The organism is Mesorhizobium sp. M1252, from assembly GCF_040318265.1.
Classification (GTDB): Bacteria; Pseudomonadota; Alphaproteobacteria; order Rhizobiales; family Rhizobiaceae; genus Mesorhizobium.
In genome coordinates, this window is sequence record NZ_JAMYLX010000003.1 from 378,888 (window position 1) to 396,644 (window position 17,757).

15 protein-coding genes are annotated in these 17,757 nt (G+C 63.0%); 2 read left to right on the forward strand and 13 right to left on the reverse strand.

Features of this window, described 5'->3' with window-relative positions:
- Window positions 1-9 precede the first annotated feature (9 nt).
- The 5 genes from NKH22_RS08300 to NKH22_RS08320 all read right to left on the reverse strand — a co-directional run bounded on the left by NKH22_RS08300 (window position 10) and on the right by NKH22_RS08320 (window position 7,629).
- A complete protein-coding gene (locus NKH22_RS08300) occupies window positions 10-1,677 on the reverse strand; it encodes an ABC transporter ATP-binding protein (protein ID WP_023741777.1) in 1,668 nt (555 codons plus the stop codon).
- Window positions 1,678-1,687: 10 nt separating this feature from the next.
- Complete coding sequence (locus NKH22_RS08305) at window positions 1,688-2,824, reverse strand: ABC transporter permease (RefSeq protein ID WP_023687914.1); 1,137 nt, start codon at window positions 2,822-2,824, stop codon at window positions 1,688-1,690.
- On the reverse strand, window positions 2,825-3,832 hold the full coding sequence (locus NKH22_RS08310) for an ABC transporter permease (RefSeq protein WP_023696253.1): 1,008 nt from the start codon (window positions 3,830-3,832) through the stop codon (window positions 2,825-2,827).
- 79 nt (window positions 3,833-3,911) lie between these two features.
- Entirely contained in the window at window positions 3,912-6,065 is a 2,154-nt protein-coding gene (locus NKH22_RS08315; RefSeq protein ID WP_502908566.1) for an ABC transporter substrate-binding protein, read from the reverse strand.
- A gap of 97 nt (window positions 6,066-6,162) precedes the next feature.
- Window positions 6,163-7,629 carry an alpha-glucosidase/alpha-galactosidase gene (locus NKH22_RS08320; protein ID WP_352909346.1) on the reverse strand — a complete coding sequence of 489 codons (1,467 nt, stop codon included), beginning with the start codon at window positions 7,627-7,629 and terminating at the stop codon, window positions 6,163-6,165.
- Between the two features lie 247 nt (window positions 7,630-7,876).
- Between NKH22_RS08320 and NKH22_RS08325 the strand changes: the two genes are divergently transcribed.
- Complete coding sequence (locus tag NKH22_RS08325) at window positions 7,877-8,719, forward strand: AraC family ligand binding domain-containing protein (protein ID WP_081725414.1); 843 nt, start codon at window positions 7,877-7,879, stop codon at window positions 8,717-8,719.
- Between the two features lie 2 nt (window positions 8,720-8,721).
- Here NKH22_RS08325 and NKH22_RS08330 read toward each other — a convergent pair whose 3' ends face one another.
- The 7 genes from NKH22_RS08330 to NKH22_RS08360 form a co-directional block, all read right to left on the reverse strand.
- Entirely contained in the window at window positions 8,722-9,789 is a 1,068-nt protein-coding gene (locus tag NKH22_RS08330; protein ID WP_023736032.1) for an ABC transporter ATP-binding protein, read from the reverse strand.
- A gap of 3 nt (window positions 9,790-9,792) precedes the next feature.
- Window positions 9,793-10,641, reverse strand: coding sequence for a carbohydrate ABC transporter permease (locus NKH22_RS08335; protein ID WP_023691354.1), 849 nt, complete (start codon window positions 10,639-10,641; stop codon window positions 9,793-9,795).
- Window positions 10,641-11,564, reverse strand: a complete 924-nt coding sequence (locus tag NKH22_RS08340; RefSeq protein WP_023685296.1) for a carbohydrate ABC transporter permease — start codon at window positions 11,562-11,564, stop codon at window positions 10,641-10,643. Before NKH22_RS08340 ends, NKH22_RS08335 begins: the two co-directional genes overlap by 1 nt.
- Window positions 11,565-11,795: 231 nt before the next feature.
- Window positions 11,796-13,073, reverse strand: coding sequence for an ABC transporter substrate-binding protein (locus tag NKH22_RS08345; RefSeq protein ID WP_352909348.1), 1,278 nt, complete (start codon window positions 13,071-13,073; stop codon window positions 11,796-11,798).
- A 26-nt stretch (window positions 13,074-13,099) separates the two neighbouring features.
- Window positions 13,100-14,296, reverse strand: coding sequence for a PLP-dependent transferase (locus NKH22_RS08350; protein ID WP_352909350.1), 1,197 nt, complete (start codon window positions 14,294-14,296; stop codon window positions 13,100-13,102).
- Window positions 14,293-15,027 carry a FadR/GntR family transcriptional regulator gene (locus NKH22_RS08355; protein ID WP_352909352.1) on the reverse strand — a complete coding sequence of 245 codons (735 nt, stop codon included), beginning with the start codon at window positions 15,025-15,027 and terminating at the stop codon, window positions 14,293-14,295. Before NKH22_RS08355 ends, NKH22_RS08350 begins: the two co-directional genes overlap by 4 nt.
- A gap of 122 nt (window positions 15,028-15,149) precedes the next feature.
- The gene (locus NKH22_RS08360; protein ID WP_352909354.1) at window positions 15,150-15,857 is read right to left on the reverse strand and encodes a DJ-1/PfpI family protein; all 708 of its coding nucleotides are present in this window, start codon (window positions 15,855-15,857) and stop codon (window positions 15,150-15,152) included.
- 87 nt (window positions 15,858-15,944) lie between these two features.
- Here NKH22_RS08360 and NKH22_RS08365 point away from each other — a divergent pair, with 87 nt between their 5' ends.
- Window positions 15,945-16,892, forward strand: a complete 948-nt coding sequence (locus NKH22_RS08365; RefSeq protein WP_352909356.1) for a GlxA family transcriptional regulator — start codon at window positions 15,945-15,947, stop codon at window positions 16,890-16,892.
- A 62-nt stretch (window positions 16,893-16,954) separates the two neighbouring features.
- On the opposite strand, the gene NKH22_RS08370 is transcribed toward NKH22_RS08365, so the two are convergent.
- Entirely contained in the window at window positions 16,955-17,734 is a 780-nt protein-coding gene (locus tag NKH22_RS08370; RefSeq protein WP_352909357.1) for an SDR family oxidoreductase, read from the reverse strand.
- Window positions 17,735-17,757: the final 23 nt, after the last annotated feature.

A 17,757-nucleotide genomic window follows, 5' to 3' on the forward strand; every position in this document is an offset into this window, starting at 1 on the left:
GGCACTTTGCTACGCCACGTCGAAGGCGGCCCTGACGAGCCGTTCGGTGTAGGCGGTCTTGGGATGGGTGAGGACCTCGTCGACGGGCCCCTGTTCGACGATCTTGCCGTTCTGCATGACGATGACGCGATGGCAGAGCGCGCGCACCACCTTGAGGTCGTGCGAAATGAAGAGATAACTAAGGCCGCGTTCGTCCTGCAGCTTGCGCAACAAGTCGATGATCTGCGCCTGCACCGAAAGGTCGAGCGCCGATGTCGGTTCGTCGAGCAGGATGAATTCGGGCTCCAGCGCGATGGCTCGGGCAATGGCGATGCGCTGCCGCTGGCCGCCGGAAAATTCGTGCGGGAACCGCGACAGGATATCGCCGGGCATGCCGGCGCTGACCAGGGCGTCGCGAACCCGACCGACCCGCTCGCGCCGTGTCGCGCCGATCCTGTTGACGACCAGCCCTTCCTCGATGATCTGGCCGATCGTCATACGCGGGTTGAGCGACGAGAACGGATCCTGAAAAACGACCTGCATGCGCGAGCGCAGCGGCCGCATCCCGGCGCGCGACAGGCCGTGGATCGGCTGGCCGTCGAAGCTGACCTCGCCGCGCTTGGCCTCGGTGAGCCTGAGCAAGGCGAGACCGAAGGTGGTCTTGCCGGAGCCGGATTCGCCGACCAGCCCCAGTGTCTCGTGGCGGCAAAGCTTCAGGCCGAGATCGTCGACGGCGACCAGCTCGCGCCAGTCCGGCTTCAGGAAGCTGCCATGGCGTAGCATGAAGCAGACGCGCATATCGCGGGCCTCGAGGATGGTGCCGCTGTTTTCCGGCAGCGGCTGCGGCTTGCCGTGCGGCTCTGAAGCGAGCAGCCGCTTGGTATAGGCATGCTGCGGGTCGGCGAACAGCCGCTCGGTAACGTTGTGCTCGCACATCTCGCCATGCTGCATGACATAGACATAGTCGGAGAATTTCCGCACCACGGTGAGGTCGTGGGTGATCAGGATGACCGCCATCCTGAGTTCTTTTTGCAGATTGCGGATCAAATTGAGGATCTGTGCTTGCACCGTGACATCGAGCGCCGTCGTCGGCTCGTCGGCGATCAGCACATCGGGGTCGTTGGCGAGCGCCATGGCGATCATCACGCGCTGGCGCTGCCCGCCCGACATCTGGTGCGGATACTGTTTGATGCGCGCTTCCGGCTCGGGGATCTGGACATGCCGCAAAAGCTCGAGCGCCCGCGCCCAGGCTTGCTTGCGGCTGACCTTTCGATGCACTCTGATCGCCTCGACGATCTGACTGCCAACCGTATAGATCGGGTTGAGCGAGCTCATCGGCTCCTGGAAGATCATCGAGATGCGATTGCCGCGCAACTTGCGCCGGGCGCTCTCGGGGAATTTCAGTATGTCCTGCCCGCAATAGTGGATGGTGGATTTCGGCGACACGGTGGCCCGCTTCGACAAGAGCCCCATGACAGCACGCGCCGTCACCGACTTGCCGGAACCGGACTCACCTACGATGGCGATCGTCTCGCCGCGATAAAGCTGGAACGAGACATCCTTCACAGCGTCGACGACGCCGTGCTCGACCTTGAAGGCGACCTCGATGTTGCGGGCATCGATGATGGGTTGGTCGTGGCGGCCGGCATGGTCGAGCCGGACGGCTGGTGCGAAGGTGGCTGCGAGCGCTACGGTCATCCCGGCCACCTCAATAGGGATCGACGGCATCGCGCAGGCCGTCGCCCAGCGCGTTGAAGGCAAAGACGGTGATCAGCACGAAGCCGACCGGCGACAGGATCCACGGATAGGTGCCGATGACCGAATAGGTAGCCGTGTCCTGCAGCATCAGCCCCCATGAGATCAGCGGCGGTTTCACGGCGAAGCCGAGGAAGCCGAGAAAGGCTTCGAGCAGCACCACCGTCGGGATGGCGATCGTCACGGCGACGATGACGTGGCTCATCACATTGGGAAAAATGTGCTGCATGATGATACGCATGTCGGTGGCGCCAACCGCCATGGCAGCGCGCACATAGTCGATCCGCGCCAGCGCCAGCGTCTTGCCGCGCACCTCGCGCGACATCTGCGCCCAGCCCAGCGCCGACATGACGATGATGACGAAGGCGAGGAAAACGTTGGTCGGCGCGGTCACCGGGATCAGCGTCGTCAGCGCAAGATAGAGCGGCAATTGCGGGAAGGCGAGCACCAACTCGACGAAGCGCTGCATCCAGACGTCGAAGCGGCCGCCGAAATAGCCCGAGACCATGCCGACCGTGGTGCCGATGACGGTGATGATGAACACCACCGTCAGCGCGATCATCAGCGAGACGCGCGAGCCCTGGATGGCGCGCGACAACACATCCCGGCCGAATTTGTCGGTGCCGAGAAAATGCACCGGCTGGCCGTCGGCCGAAGCAAAGAAATGCCGGTTGGCGGGGATCAGTCCAAGCAGCCGGTAGTCGGCGCCCTTGACGAAGAAGCCGAGCAGGCGCGGATGCTCGTAATCCGGCCCGACGACCGGCTGGAAGGTGACCGGGTCGAGGTCAGCAGAATCCGCCAGCGCATAGACCCGCGGCTGGAGCACGAAATTCCCGTCTCTGTCGTGAAAACTCATCACTTGCGGCGGGGCGAAAGCGACATCGGTCACCTTGGGGTCCATCGGCGCGAAGAAATCGGCGAACAGCGCCATCAGCACCAGAAGCACGACCAGGATCAGCCCGGCCATGCCGGTCCAGGAGCGCCTCAGCCGGCGCCAGACCAGCGCCATATAGCTCTCATTGCCGCGTGGGGTCGCAATCGCGGTTGCTTCAGCCGGGGGCGGCGGCGGGGATGGGTCACGCGCCAGCATCTAGCTCTCCCTGAACTGGCGTACGCGCGGATCGAGCAGCGCGAGCAGCATGTCGGCGATGATGTTGCCGACGATCAGTGTTGCCGACAGCACCATCATGAAGGTCGCCGTGACATAAACGTCGCCGACCGCCATCGAGCCGACGATGGCGGGACCGACCGTGGGCAGCGCAAAGATGATCGCCGTCTCGATCTCGCCGGTCAGCATGTAGGGCAGCACCACGCCCTGATACATGATGAGCGGGTGCAGTGCGTTGGGCACGGCATGGCGCATGACGACGGCGCTGCCGGTCAGGCCCTTGGCCTTGGCCGTCTCGACATATTGCGCGTTCAGCGTATCGAGCAGATTGCCGCGCATGACGCGCATATTGTAGGCGAGCCCGCCGAAGGTGGCGATCGCCACCACCGGCCAGACATGCTTGACGAGATCGGCGAATTTCGCCCACGACCACGGCGCGCCGCCATATTGCGGCGAGAAGAAGCTGCCGATCTCCGACACGTTGAACTGGAAGACCAGGAGATAGACGATGATCAGCGCCATCAGGAAGCGCGGCACGGTCATGCCGAGGAAGGAGATGGCCGACAGCGCCGAGTCGATCCATGTGTATTGCCTGGTCGCCGCCCAGATGCCGAAGGTGATGCCGAGCACCGACGCCAGCAGATGGCAGACCAGTGCCAGCAGCAGCGTGCGCGGCAGCCGCTCGCCGACCACGGCGGCGACCGGCTTGTTGTAATAGAGGCTGTAGCCGAAATCGCCGCGGGTGATGATGCCGGCGACCCAGTTCAGGTACTGGACGGGCAGCGGTTTATCGAGGCCGTGCTCGACCCTATAGGCCTGCGCCTGCGCGTCGGCTTCGGCAAAAGACGCCCCGCCCTGGTTGATAAGCTGCGAGCGGATATAGTCGGCATAGTCGCCCGGCGGCGCCTGGATGATGGCAAAGGTGACCAGGCTCAGGATGACCATGACCGGGACCGCCGATGCTATGCGCATGGCCAGGAATCGCAGCATCGGACCGTTTCTCCTCCTTTGATCTAATCTGTTGCCGCTGACCTTACTCCGTCCCGGCCGCGCGCCGCGCGGCCGGGCGTCAGCCCGGGGGGGAAACAAAGTTACTCGGACCCTTGTCGCCGGGCTTGCCGGGAAGCTGGTCGGGAAAGAGTTCGTATTTCTGCTGCTTGTCGGCGGCGACGAAGACGCGTTCGCGCACGATCGAATCCTCGGCCCAGTTGAACATGAAGATCGGCGTTCCCTGCGGGATGTTGGAGAAGCGCTTGTTGATGATCAGGGCGCCGGGATATTCGGTCAGTCCGATATTGTAGACATGCTCCGTCGAGATCTTCTGGAACGTCTTCATCAGGCTGGCGCGCTCGTCATTGTCTGACGAGGAGACGAACTTGTTGACGATGTCGACAAGCTCCTTTTCGAACGGCATCAGGTCGACCACGCCGCTTTCGGGCGCGCGGTGATCCCAGCTGGTCTTGGGTCCGACGGGCGCGAGTTGCACGGTGTTCTGCACGACGGAAGTCAGCTCCTGCTCGTTGCGCCTGATCAGCCAGTCGAAGCGGCCGGAATATTGCGAGGCATCACGCTGGGTGCCGTTGAGGCCGTTGAGCACGACCCTGATGCCAAGCTTTTCCATCTGGCCGACGACGCCTTCGGCGAGGCTCTTGTCAGTGCCGTAGTCATTGTTGACCAGCATCACGATCTCGACATTCTTGCCGCCGGCGGTCCCGACCGGGAAGTTCACGAAGCCGTCGCCATCCGTATCCTTGAGACCAGCCTTGGCCAGTTCCGCCTTGGCGCCCTCGATGTCGAAGGGATAGTAGACGGTCGAGTTGCGGTCATAGAAGCTGGTGCCCGAGGAAAAGCCACCGGGGTAGATAGCGGTGAACGGCCCCTTGACCAGCGAGTCGCCGAGCGCCTTGCGGTCGAGCGCCATGGTGATGCCCTTGCGGAAGTCCTCATTGCGGTTGAGCTCGCGGATCGCCTGGCCGCGTTCGTCGGGATTGCCCCAGCCATTGGCGGAAAAGTTCATGCGCAGATTGTAGCCGATCAGGCGCGGGCCAAAGGCGAGCCGGGCCGGCGCGTCCTTCTCCGCCGCTCGCTTCAGCGAAGCGACGAAATTCTCCGGCTGCTCGAGGTTGGAGAAGTCGGCGGCCCCTGCCACCGCCTGCACGTCACGGTCGGCCCAGGTCGACAGCTTGTAGTGCAGTTCGTTGAGATAGGGCAGCTGGTTGCCCTTCTCGTCGACCTTCCAGTAGTAGGGATTGCGGCGCAAGACGATGATGTCGTCGGGCCTATACTCCACCGGCACCCAGGCGCCCATCACCGGAATGTTCATATATTCCGGCGGGAACGCGTTCTTGAACTGCTCGTAGGTATTCTTCGAGTACTTCGGATGCTGCGGCTTCAGGATATGCGCTGGGCCGGGGCAGAAGGTGCCGTAGGCCATGGCATAGAGATACTGTTTGGGGAAAGCGTCCTTGAAGGTCCACTCGACGGTGTAATCGTCGACCTTCTTCAGCGTCGTGCCGACACCGAAGGTTTCCGCTGTGGCGCCGTTCAACGGCGAGACATTGGGGTCGACGACCTCATCGTCCCAGTAGAACATGACATCGTCGGCATTGAAGGCAACGCCGTCAGACCATTTGGCGCCTTCGACCAGGTGCATGGTCAGCGTGTGGCCATCCTTCGACCAGTCCCAGCTCCTGGCGAGGTTGGGCAGCGGCTCGGTGTCCTTGGCCTCGACCTGGAACAAAGGCGCGGTGCGCGTCAGGCATTCCGAAAGGCCGATGTCGATGCCGCCCCATCCTTGGGTCTGGCCGGCGCCATAATTCCAGCCTTCCGGCCGGCCGCCAATGACGTGGCGCATGGTGTCGCCATAAACGCCGATGCCGTCCGGCATGTTGCCGGTCTTGAACACCAGCGGCTCCTTCGGCAGGCGATCCTTGACCGGCGGCAGCTTGCCAGTCTTGACGTATTTCTCGGTGACCCACTCGGGCTCGTGATATTCGGGCAGCGCCTTGAACTCCAGGATGGAATCGCGGGCGACGTATTTGATCTTGCCCTCGGCGGGAAACGCCGCCGGCGCCGGCGGCGTGGTCGGCTCGGACGCGTATGCACTGCCAAGCGCCAATGCCGAGACGCTCAGCGCCAGCCCGGCGAGAATGCCAATTCTTCGCCCGGCGAGAATGCCAATTCTTCGACCGGCGAGAATGCCAATTCCACGAAAGTTCCTCATTGTGTTCCTCCCAGATGTTTCGACGTCTGCTGCTGCCGCATCTATTCATGACGGCTGATTGGCGAACCGGCCTCCCGCTGTCCGCCTGCCAGCATTCTCAGCCGGCCTGTTTCAGGGCCGTTTTTTCGGCGCGCAGTTCCTCGATCGAGCGCACTTTGCGCCGCGCCGCACCCGCCCAGTCGCGGGTTTTCACCATCGATTTCGAAAGCCGCTCCTTGGCGGCCGGCACGGCATCGGCGTATTGCGGCAGCCAACGCGCCTGGGCGACGACCATCTCGTCGACCATCTGCCAGACCTCTTCCGGCGTCGACACCGCACCCACCAGCGGATCGTGCAGCACCGCGAGCTTGAGCAGGTCAATGTCGCCCGTAACAGCCGCATGCACCGACATGCGCTGAACGTTGGTCGAAGCCATGCAGGTGGCCGCGCAGGCTTCCGGCAGCGTGATGCCTGACGCCATGTTGATGCCGAAGCGATCGACGAAACCGGGCGATTCGATGATCGCGTCCTGCGGCAGATTGGTGATGATGCCGGCGTTCTTGACGTTGAAGTGGCCGCGATAGACGCGGTTCGTCTCCAGCGCTTCGAGAATATGGCTGGCATGCTCGTTCGAGCGCTTCGATACGTCGAGCGGCTTCGACGCCGCTTCGAGGAATTGCGGATATTCCGTCTCGAACCAGTTGCGGGTTTCCGTGGAGTAGCGAAGATAGCCGCCGGTCTCGCCATGGATCCAATCGGACATGTCGATCCAGCGGGTGATTTCGTCCGGCCGCTTGCGATACCAGGGCAGATATTCGGAGAGATGACCGTTGCTTTCGGTGGAGTAGACGCCGAAGCGCTTCAGCACGTCGATGCGCAGCTTTTCCTGCTGCGAATAGACCGGATGCGCCTCGAAGGCAGCCACCAGTTCGTCCTTGCCGATCTTGCGGCCGTTGAGCCGCAAATCGATGAACCAGGTCTGGTGGTTGATACCGGAGCAGACATAATCGAGTTCGCTGTGCGACTTGGCGCCGAGCACTTCGGCGATCTGTTCGGCGCCGTGCTGGACACCGTGGCAGAGGCCGACCGTATCGACCTTGCCATATTCGATCGCCGCCCAGGTGTTCATCGCCATCGGGTTGGCATAGTTGAGGAATTTGGCGCCTGGCTCGGCGACCTCCAATATATCCTTGCAGAAGTCGAGGATGACCGGGATGTTGCGCTGGCCGTAGAGGATGCCCCCGGCGCAAATCGTGTCACCGACGCACTGGTCGATGCCGTATTTCAAGGGAATGCGGATATCGTCGGCATAGGCTTCGAGCCCGCCCACCCGGACGCAGCTGATGACGTAGCGCGCGCCTTCCAGCGCCTTGCGGCGGTCGGTCGTCGCCGTCACCCTGGTCGGCAGCTTGTTGGCCTCGACGATGCGGTCGAGGATCGCCTTGATCATTTGCAGATTGTGTTCGCTGAGATCGGTCAGCGCGAATTCGATGTCGCTGAATTCCGGGACGCACAAAATATCGGTGAACAGCTTCTTGGTGAAGCCGACGCTGCCGGCGCCGATAATAGCGATTTTGAAACTCATCACCTCACCTCGATGCATTCGAAATGCCGGGTAAGGAGCAACAGGAAAGGGAATGGCGGCTCGCCTCGGCGCGCATGCCATTCGAGCCGGAATTCCGGCTCGTTCTCCTCCCCGCCCGCTCCTCGACCGCGGGTCTTTCGCGTTCTCAGGATTTGGATTATGCCGTTATTCCAGGGCGCGGCCAGAGAACGATTATGCTTTCGAGGGTAATTTTGTGCTGCATGATCTGATCGCCAACGGACAGTTGATGCGCACCATCTCGCTGCCGCGCGGCCGCCAGCGCCTGCATGCCATGCCAACCAGCACCGGCTATGAAGTACGCGAGGGCGTGACCTATGACTGGGATGGGCGCAAGCGCGGCCAGACACCGTTCACCGTGCTGCAGCACACGATCAGCGGCACCGGCCAGCTGCGCTACGAGAACCGCAACTACCGCCTGCAGGCCAACGACACGCTGCTGGTGCTGGTGCCACACAACCATCGCTACTGGCTGGAGAAGGGCGACCGCTGGGAATATTTCTGGATCTCGATGAATGGCGAGGAGGCGCTGCGCGTCCACAAATCCATACTCAGCGTCTCCGGCCCGGTGTTTCGGCTGCAGCCGGAGACGATCGATCATCTCGCCGATTGCAGCCTGCGCCTGATCAAGGGTGGCGCTTCGCCTGGCGCTGCTTCGGCAATCGCCTATGAGGCGGCGATGGCGCTTTACGACGATGTCTTCGGCTCGCACGCCTTCACTGAGAAACAGAGCGTCATGCAGCCGGTCATCGATCATATCAACGCCAATCTCGACAAGCCCTTGCCCGTGGCCGAGCTCGTCCAGATCAGCGGCCTCAGCCGCGCCCATTTCTCGCGCTGCTTCGCCGAGAGCGAAGGCGTTCCGCCGGCCGAGTTCGTGCTGCAGCAGCGGCTGCAGCGGGCGGCGAAGCTGCTAACCAAAGCCGATTTCCTGCCAGTCAAGGAGGTCGCCATCCTGTGCGGCTTCGAGGACGCCAACTATTTCTCGAAAGTCTTCCGCCGGCTCTACGGCATCAACCCGACGCAGTTCCGCACCACCGGCATGTATGCCAGCCTGGGCAGCCTTCGATAGGATTACCCGATGCGGTTGCCGCTTGCGGGATCGAACAGATGCAGGGCCGCCGGATCGGCAGACAGTCTTACCGTGTCGCCCGGCCGGATAGTGCTGCGTCCCATGACGAAGACACAAACCAGCTGATTGGCGAGCCGGACATAGAACTGCGTCGACAGGCCGAGCGGCTCGACCACCTCGACCTCTGCCATGAGCCCTCCGTCGTCGGCGAGCTGGATGTGCTCCGGCCGTAACCCGACGGTGAGCTTGTCACCATCCGTGAGCGGCAATCCATCCGGCAATCTCAGCTTCTGGCTGTCGGCCAGCACCGCATCCACCTTGCCGCCCTTGGCGACTGTCGCCGGAAAGAAATTCATGCCGGGCGAGCCGATGAAGCCGGCCACGAAAGTATTGAGCGGCCGATCGTAGAGTTCCAGGGGATGCCCGACCTGCTGCACATAGCCGTCATGCATGACGACGATGCGGTCGGCCATAGTCATGGCTTCGATCTGGTCGTGGGTGACATAGACCGATGTGGTCTTGAGCTGCTGGTGCAGGGCCTTGATCTCGGCGCGCATATGCACGCGCAATTTGGCGTCGAGATTGCTGAGCGGTTCGTCGAACAGGAACACTTTGGGGTCGCGCACGATGGCGCGGCCCATGGCCACGCGCTGGCGTTGGCCGCCGGACAGTTGCCTGGGCAGACGTCCGAGGAAACTGTCGAGGCCGAGGCGCTTGGCCGCCGCCCCTACCCTGCCGTCGATCGTCGTCTTCTCCGCCTTCTTCAAAAGCAGGCTGAAGCCCATATTCGACGACACGTCCATGTGCGGATAGAGCGCGTAGGACTGGAACACCATGGCAATATCGCGGTCCTTCGGCGCGACATCGTTGACCAGCCGATCGCCGATATGGATCTCGCCGCCCGACACCTCCTCCAGCCCGGCAATCATGCGCAAAAGGGTCGACTTGCCACAGCCGGACGGGCCGACCAGCACGACGAACTCGCCATCGGCGATCTCGAGGTCGACGCCGTGCAGGATGCGCAGCGAACCGTAGTCCTTCTCGACGTTTTGCAGCGTGACGGAAGCCATCGATTATCCTTTGACCGCGCCGGCGGTGAGGCCGGTGACGAGATAGCGTTGCAGGAAGGCGAAGAAGATACAGACCGGGATCAGCGCCAGGATCGACGCCGCCATCATCTGCCCCCAGTCGACGGCGAACTTGCCGATATAGGTGAGCAGGCCGACGGCAAACGTCTTCTGGTCGTCGCTGGAAATGAGCATCAGCGCGAACAGCAATTCGCTCCAGGCGGCGGTGAAGACGAAGCCAAGCGTGGCGCCCATGCCGGGCAAGGTCAGCGGCACGATCACCTTGCGCATCGCCTGCGCCCGCGTGCAGCCGTCGATCATCGCCGCTTCCTCCAGATCCTTCGGAATGCCGTCGAAGAAGGACTGCATCAGGAAGGTGGCGAAGGCGGTGTTGAAGGCCGTGTAGATGATGATCAGACCGACCAGGCTGTTGGTCAGGCCAAGCTCGCCCATGACGCGGTAGATCGGCGGAATGACCATCACCAGCGGAAAGGTTTGCGTGAGCAAAAGCATGATCGCCAGGGTCGCCTTGCCGCGAAAGGTGAAGCGCGACATGGCGTAGCCGGCGAGGGTGGCGATGACCGTGACGAGCGCCGCGGTCGACACCGAGACGATGACGCTGTTGAGGAAATAGCGGGGGAAGTCAGAGGCTTCCAGGACAGTGATGAAGTTGCGGAAGGTCGTCTGCGACGGCCACAGCGTGATGCCCTCGGAATAGAGCAGCCGCTCCGGCGTCACCGAAATCTTCAGCGTCCAGAAGATCGGGAACAGGGCGAAGATCATATAGGCGGCAATCGCCGCGTAGAGGCCGACGCCGCTGAAGATGCGCGAGGAGGTAGAGCGTCCGGCAATCATCAGACGTGCCTCACCAGCAACCGGCGGATGGCGATCAGCGCGATCGCATAGGCGATGAGCAGTACCAGTAGCAGCACCGCCACCGCGGAGGCATAGCCCTTGTCCAGCGACTTGAAGGCGCTGACATAGATGTAGACCGGCACCGTGCTGGTCGAGCCGGCCGGCCCGCCCTCGGTCATGACGAAGATCAGATCGGCGAAGGTCGCGATCCAGATCGTACGCAGCATGACGGTGATGACGATGGTCGGCGCTAGGAACGGCAGCGTCACCTTGGTGAAGCGCTGCCAAGGCGAAGCGCCGTCGATTGCGGCCGCCTCATGCAGTTCCGACGGGATCGACTTCAGCGCCGCCAGCAGCGTGATGGCGAAGAACGGAATGCCGAACCAGATGTTGGCGATGATCGGCCCCCACATGGCGGTCGCCGGATCGGACAGCACATTGGTCGGCTCGGCCTTCAGCCCGAGCGTGAAGAGCCAATGCGGCAGTGGTCCGATGATCGGATTGAACAGCCACGCCCAGGTCAGGCCCGACAGGAAAGATGGCACCGCCCAGGGCAGGAACACCACCGCCTGCACGAACTTGCGCCCGACAAACGGTTTGTCGAGCAGCAACGCCAGACCCAGGCCGAGGAAGAACTGGAAGAACAGGCTGGCGACGGTCCACCACAGCGTGTTGACCAGCGCCTGCCCCAGCACCTGGTCGGTCAGCATCGCCTGATACTGGCCTAGACCGACATATTCGGATTTGAAGGCGGAGAACTTCCGGAACGAATAGCTGATGCCGATGATCAGCGGCACCAGCAGCACCACGACCAGCAGAACGATCGCCGGGCTGAGATAAAGCCAGGGCTCGATTGCTGCATGCGTCAGCCGCTTCTTTCGCGGCCGGCCGGCGGATCGTATTTCGGACACGGCATAAGTCATTAGCGCTCAACAATCATGGGTGGGTGCCGACAGCGGCAACAGCACCCTTCTCCCCGTTCACGGGGAGAAGATGCCGGCAGGCAGATGAGGGGCGGCGCCAGCCTTGGGGTGCTCGCGCTGCCCCTCATCCGGGCCTGTCTGTGCATGTCGTTGTCCCAAAACCGCTACGCACTTTTGGGCGACATGCATTCGGGCCACCTTCTCACCGTAAACGGGGAGAAGGTGGAAGAACTACTTCTTGTTCTTGGCCAGCCAGTCCTGCTGTTCCTTGGTCAGGAACGCGGCCCATTGATCGGCAACGTCCTTGGCCGACTTCTGGCCGAGCAGCACTTCCTGGAAATTCTTGATCGCCACCTGGTCGACGAAATTGCCGAGGTTCTCCAGATGTGTCGGCGGCGTCACCATTTCATATTTGGAAGTGTCGCTGAGTTCGGTGAACCAGCCTTTGAACTGCTCGGTCTTGAAGTGGGCATCCTGGTCGGCGCCATTGTGGATCGGCACGACGCCGACTTCCTTGGCCCATTCGAGATTGTCCTTGGGCGACAACAGCGTCGCCATCAGCTTCCAGGCATCGTCCTTGTGCTGCGAATTGGCGAACATCGCCCAGCCGGCATAGCCCAGCGTCGGATAGGATTTGCCGCTTGGCCCCACAGGCAGCGGCGCCACGGCAAAATCGTCGGCACTCATCTTGTCGGCAATGCCGATCAGCGCATCCGGATCCTGGTTGAGCATGGCGCAGGTGCCGGAATAGAAGCCGGTGACGGTCTCGTTAAAGCCCCAGCTCACCGCATCCTTGGGCGCCAGCCCGTCCTTGTACATGTCGGCCAGCATCTGCAGGCCCTTGACCGAGCCCTCCTCGTTGATGGTCGAGGTGCCGTCCTCGTTGAAGTAGCCGCCCTTGCCGGCGGCGATGTTCATGAACATGTGCATGCCGTTGAAGGCGCCCGGCCCACCGCGCAAGCAATAGCCGTACTTGCCTGGAATGGCCGAGATCTTCTTGGAGTCGGCGATGAAGTCGTCGAGCGTCGCCGGCGGACCGTCGAGACCGGCTTCCTTGAACAGCTTCTTGTTCCAGAACAGCGCATTCACATAGTAGCCGTACGGGATCATGAACTGGGTGTTGTTGACGGTCGAGCCGAACTGCTTGGCGCGGTCGCCGAGCGTCTTGGCATCGTCCCACTTGGCCATGAACGGGCCGAGATCCTCGAGCTGGCCGTTGGTGGCGTAGAGGCCCATCCAGCGTTCCGGCATCTCGACGATATCGGGCGTGTCGCCGGCCTGCACCATGGTGAGGAATTTCTCGAATGCCTGGCCCCAGGGCAGCGAGACCACCTCGACCTTGACGCCGGCATTGGCGGCCTCGAACTCGGCGATCTGCTTCTTCAGAAATTCGGTGCGCTGCGGGCTGGTGATGACCTCGACCAGCTTGAGGGTGGTGTCGGCCAGCGCGCCGCTGGCGGAAATCGCCAGGCCGGCAGCGGTGGCAAGCATGATGCTCAGTCTCTTCATGTTCAGAACTCCCATTTTGAACCCAGTTATTTTTTTGCTTTGTCGAAGGCCTGGCCGATGTCGGCCCAGAGGTCTTCGACGCTTTCCAATCCGACATTGAAGCGGATGGTTCGGGGGCTGACGCCGAAGCGCGCCATCGAATTGAGACCCGGCGTCTGCTCGAGCGACGCCTTTGCCGGCACGACCAGGCTTTCATGACCACCCCAGCTGACGCCAATGCGGAAAAATTTCAACGCATCGACGAAAGCGGGAATGTCGACATCCTCCGTCACCTCGAAGGAGAACAGCCCGGCATAGCCGGCAAGCGTCTTCTTGCCGGGATGATTGGAATAGGCAGGATGATTGACCCGCTCGACCTTGTCATGCGCCTTCAAGCGCTCGGTGATGGTGAGCCCGCTCTTCATGTGATGCGGCAGTCTCAGCGGCAGCGTGCGCAGGCCGCGCAACAGCAGCCAGCCCTCGAAGGGCGACAGCTTTGCGCCAAGCTGCGAGTAGGTCTGGTCGTTAATATGCTTGATGTGAGCGGCCGAGCCGGCCACCACGCCGGCGACGGTGTCGCTGTGACCGCCGAGATATTTCGAGGCGGAATGCAGCACCAGATCGACGCCGTGCAGGATTGGCTTCTGGAACACCGGCGTCGCCCAGGAATTGTCGATGGTGGTGACGATGCCCTGCTCTTTCGCCAGCCGCGTCAGATGCTCGAGATCCTGCAGCTCGAACATCATCGAGGTCGGGCTTTCCAGATAGAGCAATTTCGCACCGGGAAGTGCCGCCGCCACCGCATCCGGATCAGAGCCGTCGACATAGTCGACCTTGATATGCAGGCGCGGAAACAGCCGCTCGAACAGTCGGTAGGCGTCGCCATAGCAATTGCGCACCGCAACGATGCGCTCGCCGGCGCCGACAAAGGCGAGCACGGTCGCGCTGATCGCGGCCATGCCGCTGGAGAAGCCGCGTGCGGCTTCAGCGCCTTCGAGCGCCGCCACCCGCGCCTCGAACTCCATCACCGTCGGATTGTCGCCGCGCGAATAGATCGGCTGTTTCCTGCGCCCGGCAAAGGTGTCGGCCATGTCGGCATAGCTGGCGAAGGTGAACAGCGAGGTCTGGTAGATCGGCGGCACCACGGCGCCGCCGGGGAACGGATCGTCATGCGCCAGCAGCGTTGCCGCCTCGGCGAGATAGTCGCTGCCGGAAATGCCTGGGTCGAAGCTGTGCTCGTTCATTTGCGGTCCGCAAGTTTGAGGTTGGCAGCACCGCGCTTCAAATCGTCCTCGACGGTGGCGATCAGCTTCAGCGCCTCGGCCCGGGCACCCTCCGGGTCATGCGCGGCGATGCAGTCGAACATGGTGCGGTGGTAGGGAAAGCTGGCATGGCCGAAATCGCGCACGCCGAGCGGATGTTCCCAGAAGCGGTGGAACAGTTCGTGCATGGCGGCGATGATCTGCTCGAACAACGGATTGCCGCAGGCGCGGTAGATCGCCTGGTGGAATTCCCAATCCTCTTCCGACGACATGCCGGCCCGGCTGAGAAACTCTTCCTCCATGATGTCGAGCTTGCGCTCGATCTCGGCGAGGTCGTCCTTGTCGGCGCGGACGGCGCAAAGTGCTGCGGCTTCCGCTTCCAGCGCGCGGCGGATTTCCAGCGTGCGCATCAGGCCGGTGAAATCATTGCCGCCGGCAAGCGTCAGCGGCATGTGCAGCATGTCGAGCGAGACGGCGGCCTTGAGATAGGTGCCAGAGCCTTGCCGGCGCTCGACCAGGCCAAGCCCTTCCCAGCGCGTCAGCGCCTCGCGGACCGTGTTGCGGCTGACCTTCAGGCGCTCGGCGAGAATGCGTTCGGTCGGCAGCCTCTCACCGGGCTCCAGTTTCTCGCGCATGACAAAGCCGGCCAACGCCTTCAGCACCGCATCGTCGCGGGCCGTCGTCTGGATCGGCGGGAGGCTGAATTCGGTCACGGGGGCGATTACCGAAGTGGTTCAATGGTCCAACCAATTTCTGCACAGACGAAGGCACGTGTCAACAGTGGAAACGCAGCGGGGCCGAAGGACCAGAGAAATGCCCCTTCGGCCCTGCCGCTTCAGCCGTGGATGCGCGCCGGCACAGCGGCCGCGCGAGCCTCGCGCCAACGAGCGAACATTGCCTCGCGAACCCGCCTCGAACCCGCGAGCCGCTCCTTCGCCTGCGCCAGCACGGCAGGCGAAGCCTCGGCGGGCGTGCCCGAGCGGAAGGGAGGCGCCGGGGCATATTCGAGCGAGAGCTGCACGATCTCAGCCTCCTCCTGTCCAAGCAGCCTTGCAACCAGCGCCAGGCCGAAATCGATCCCGGAAGTGACGCCGCCAGCGGTAATGAGCTTGCCGTCCTCCACGATACGCTCATCGATAGGGATGGCCCCGAACTCTTCAAGGAAATCATGCGCATACCAGTGCGTGGTCGCCCGCTTGCCCTTCAGCAGCCCGGCCGCGCCGAGCACCAGGGCGCCGCTGCAGACCGAGGTTATGTAGCGCGCCTGCGCCGCGCGCTCCCACACGAAATCGAGGACTGTCTGGTCCTCCAGCAGCGCGTTGACCCCGCCCCCGCCCGGAATGCACAGCACATCGAGAGGCCGGCAATCGTCGAAGGTCGCGGTCGGGGTGAGCGAGAGGTGCGTCGACGACATCACCGGGTTGCGGTCCTTCCAGATCAGATCCACCTCGGCGTCTTTGGCCGATGCCAGGACTTCGTAGGGACCGGTGAGGTCGAGTTGTTGGACGTTGGGGAATACGAGGATGCCGAAACGAAGGGGCATGGAAATCTCCGTGGGTTGACTTCAGCCAATGTACGGCATCATGCTTTGGCACGATTGCCATTCATCCCTCGTTTCAGGCCAAACCCAATGCGCCGTATCGAAATGCTTGCCTATCCCGACGTCCAGCTCCTCGACGTCAGCGGACCGCTTCAGGTCTTTGCCAGCGCCAACGACTTCAAGAGGCAGGCCGGCGAACCAGCACCCTACGAGGTCGTGGTCGTCGCCGCTTCGCCACGGATCCAGACATCGGCCGGTCTCATGCTGGAGGCCGCGGCGCTGCCGACGCACGGATTTGAGATCGACACGCTGGTCGTGCCCGGCGGATGGGGCGTCAACGCAGCCTGCGAGGATTCCGAGCTGGTCCAATGGATCGCCAGCCGCTCGCGCGATGCCACACGAACCGCTTCCGTCTGCAGCGGCGCCATGCTGCTGGCGACGGCAGGCCTGCTCGACGGCCGTCGCGCGGTCACCCACTGGGGGCGCTGCGCGGAATTCGCCCGGCGCTTTCCGGCGGTCCGCCTCGAACCCGATCCAATCTTCATTCGTGATGGCAATGTCTGGACATCGGCCGGCGTAACGGCAGGGATCGATCTCGCCCTCTCCCTCGTCGAGGCCGATCTTGGCCGGCACACGGCGCTGGCGGTGGCGCGCGAGTTGGTGGTCTTCCTGAAACGTCCCGGCGGCCAGGCGCAATTCAGCCAGACCCTCAAGCTGCAGCAAGGCGACGGCCGCTTCGACCGGCTGCATGGCTGGATCCTCGAAAATCTGGCAGGCGATCTGTCGTTGGCGCAGTTGGCCGACCACGCCAATATGAGCCCGCGCAGTTTCTCGCGACGCTATCGCGATGCCACCGGCCGGACACCTGCCCGCGCGATCGAGGAGATCCGGATCGAGGCGGCGCGGCGGATGCTGGAGCGTGGCCAGCCCGTCAACCAGACGGCCCGCCGCTGCGGTTTCGGCTCGGAAGAAACCATGCGGCGCGGCTTTCTGCGCGTGCTGGGCACCAATCCGCGCGCCTATCGCGAGCGTTTCTGATCGCGACTGCTTGCTCCATTAGGCCGGCGGTCGATGCCGTAGAAATAGAGCCTCTCTAGCATTCAGGCGGGATGCTGTAGCTGGCTGAGCCCGCCATCGACGACGAGGGTCGCCGCGTTCATGAACGGGCACTCCTCGGAAATCATGAACACAGCGGCCAGCGCGATCTCGCGCGCCGAGGCGATGCGGCCGCCGGGATGCAGCGCCAGCGTCCTGGCGCGCGCCGCAACCGGATCGGCAAAACTGTTCCAATAGTCGGCTGCCTTCTGCGTCTCGACATAACCGGGCGCCAGCGCGTTCACGCGCACGCCCTGCCCGGCATATTCCAGCGCCAGCGACTTGGTCAGCCCAAGCAGCGCGTGCTTGGCCACGGGATAGGGGAAGGTATGAGGGATGATGGTGAAGCTGTGCGTCGAGGCGATGTTGAGGATCGCGCCACCGCCATTTGCGATCATTGCCGGCAGCACCGCCTTGGCGCAGTTCCAGGCGCCTTTGACGTTGACATCGAAATTGCGATTCCACTCCTCCTCGGTCGCCTCGAGCGGCGTCGAGAACACATTCATCCCCGCATTGTTGATCAGCGCGTTGATCGGCCCGATCGCGTCGGTCGCCCGGCTGACGGCAGCGGCAATCGCGGCCCCGTCGCTGATGTCGGCTGCGGTATGTCCGACATGGCCCTGCGGCGCTGCTAGGCCGGCGACCGCTTTGTCCAGCAGCGCGCCGTCGCGATCGACCAGGAACAGCCTTGCCCCTTCGGCGAGGCAAGCTTCAGCGATGGCAAGCCCAATGCCTTGCGCGGCGCCGGTGAGGAAGATGCGTTTGCCGGACAGGCGCTCAGCCATGGCTGTCACTCCACTGGAAGATG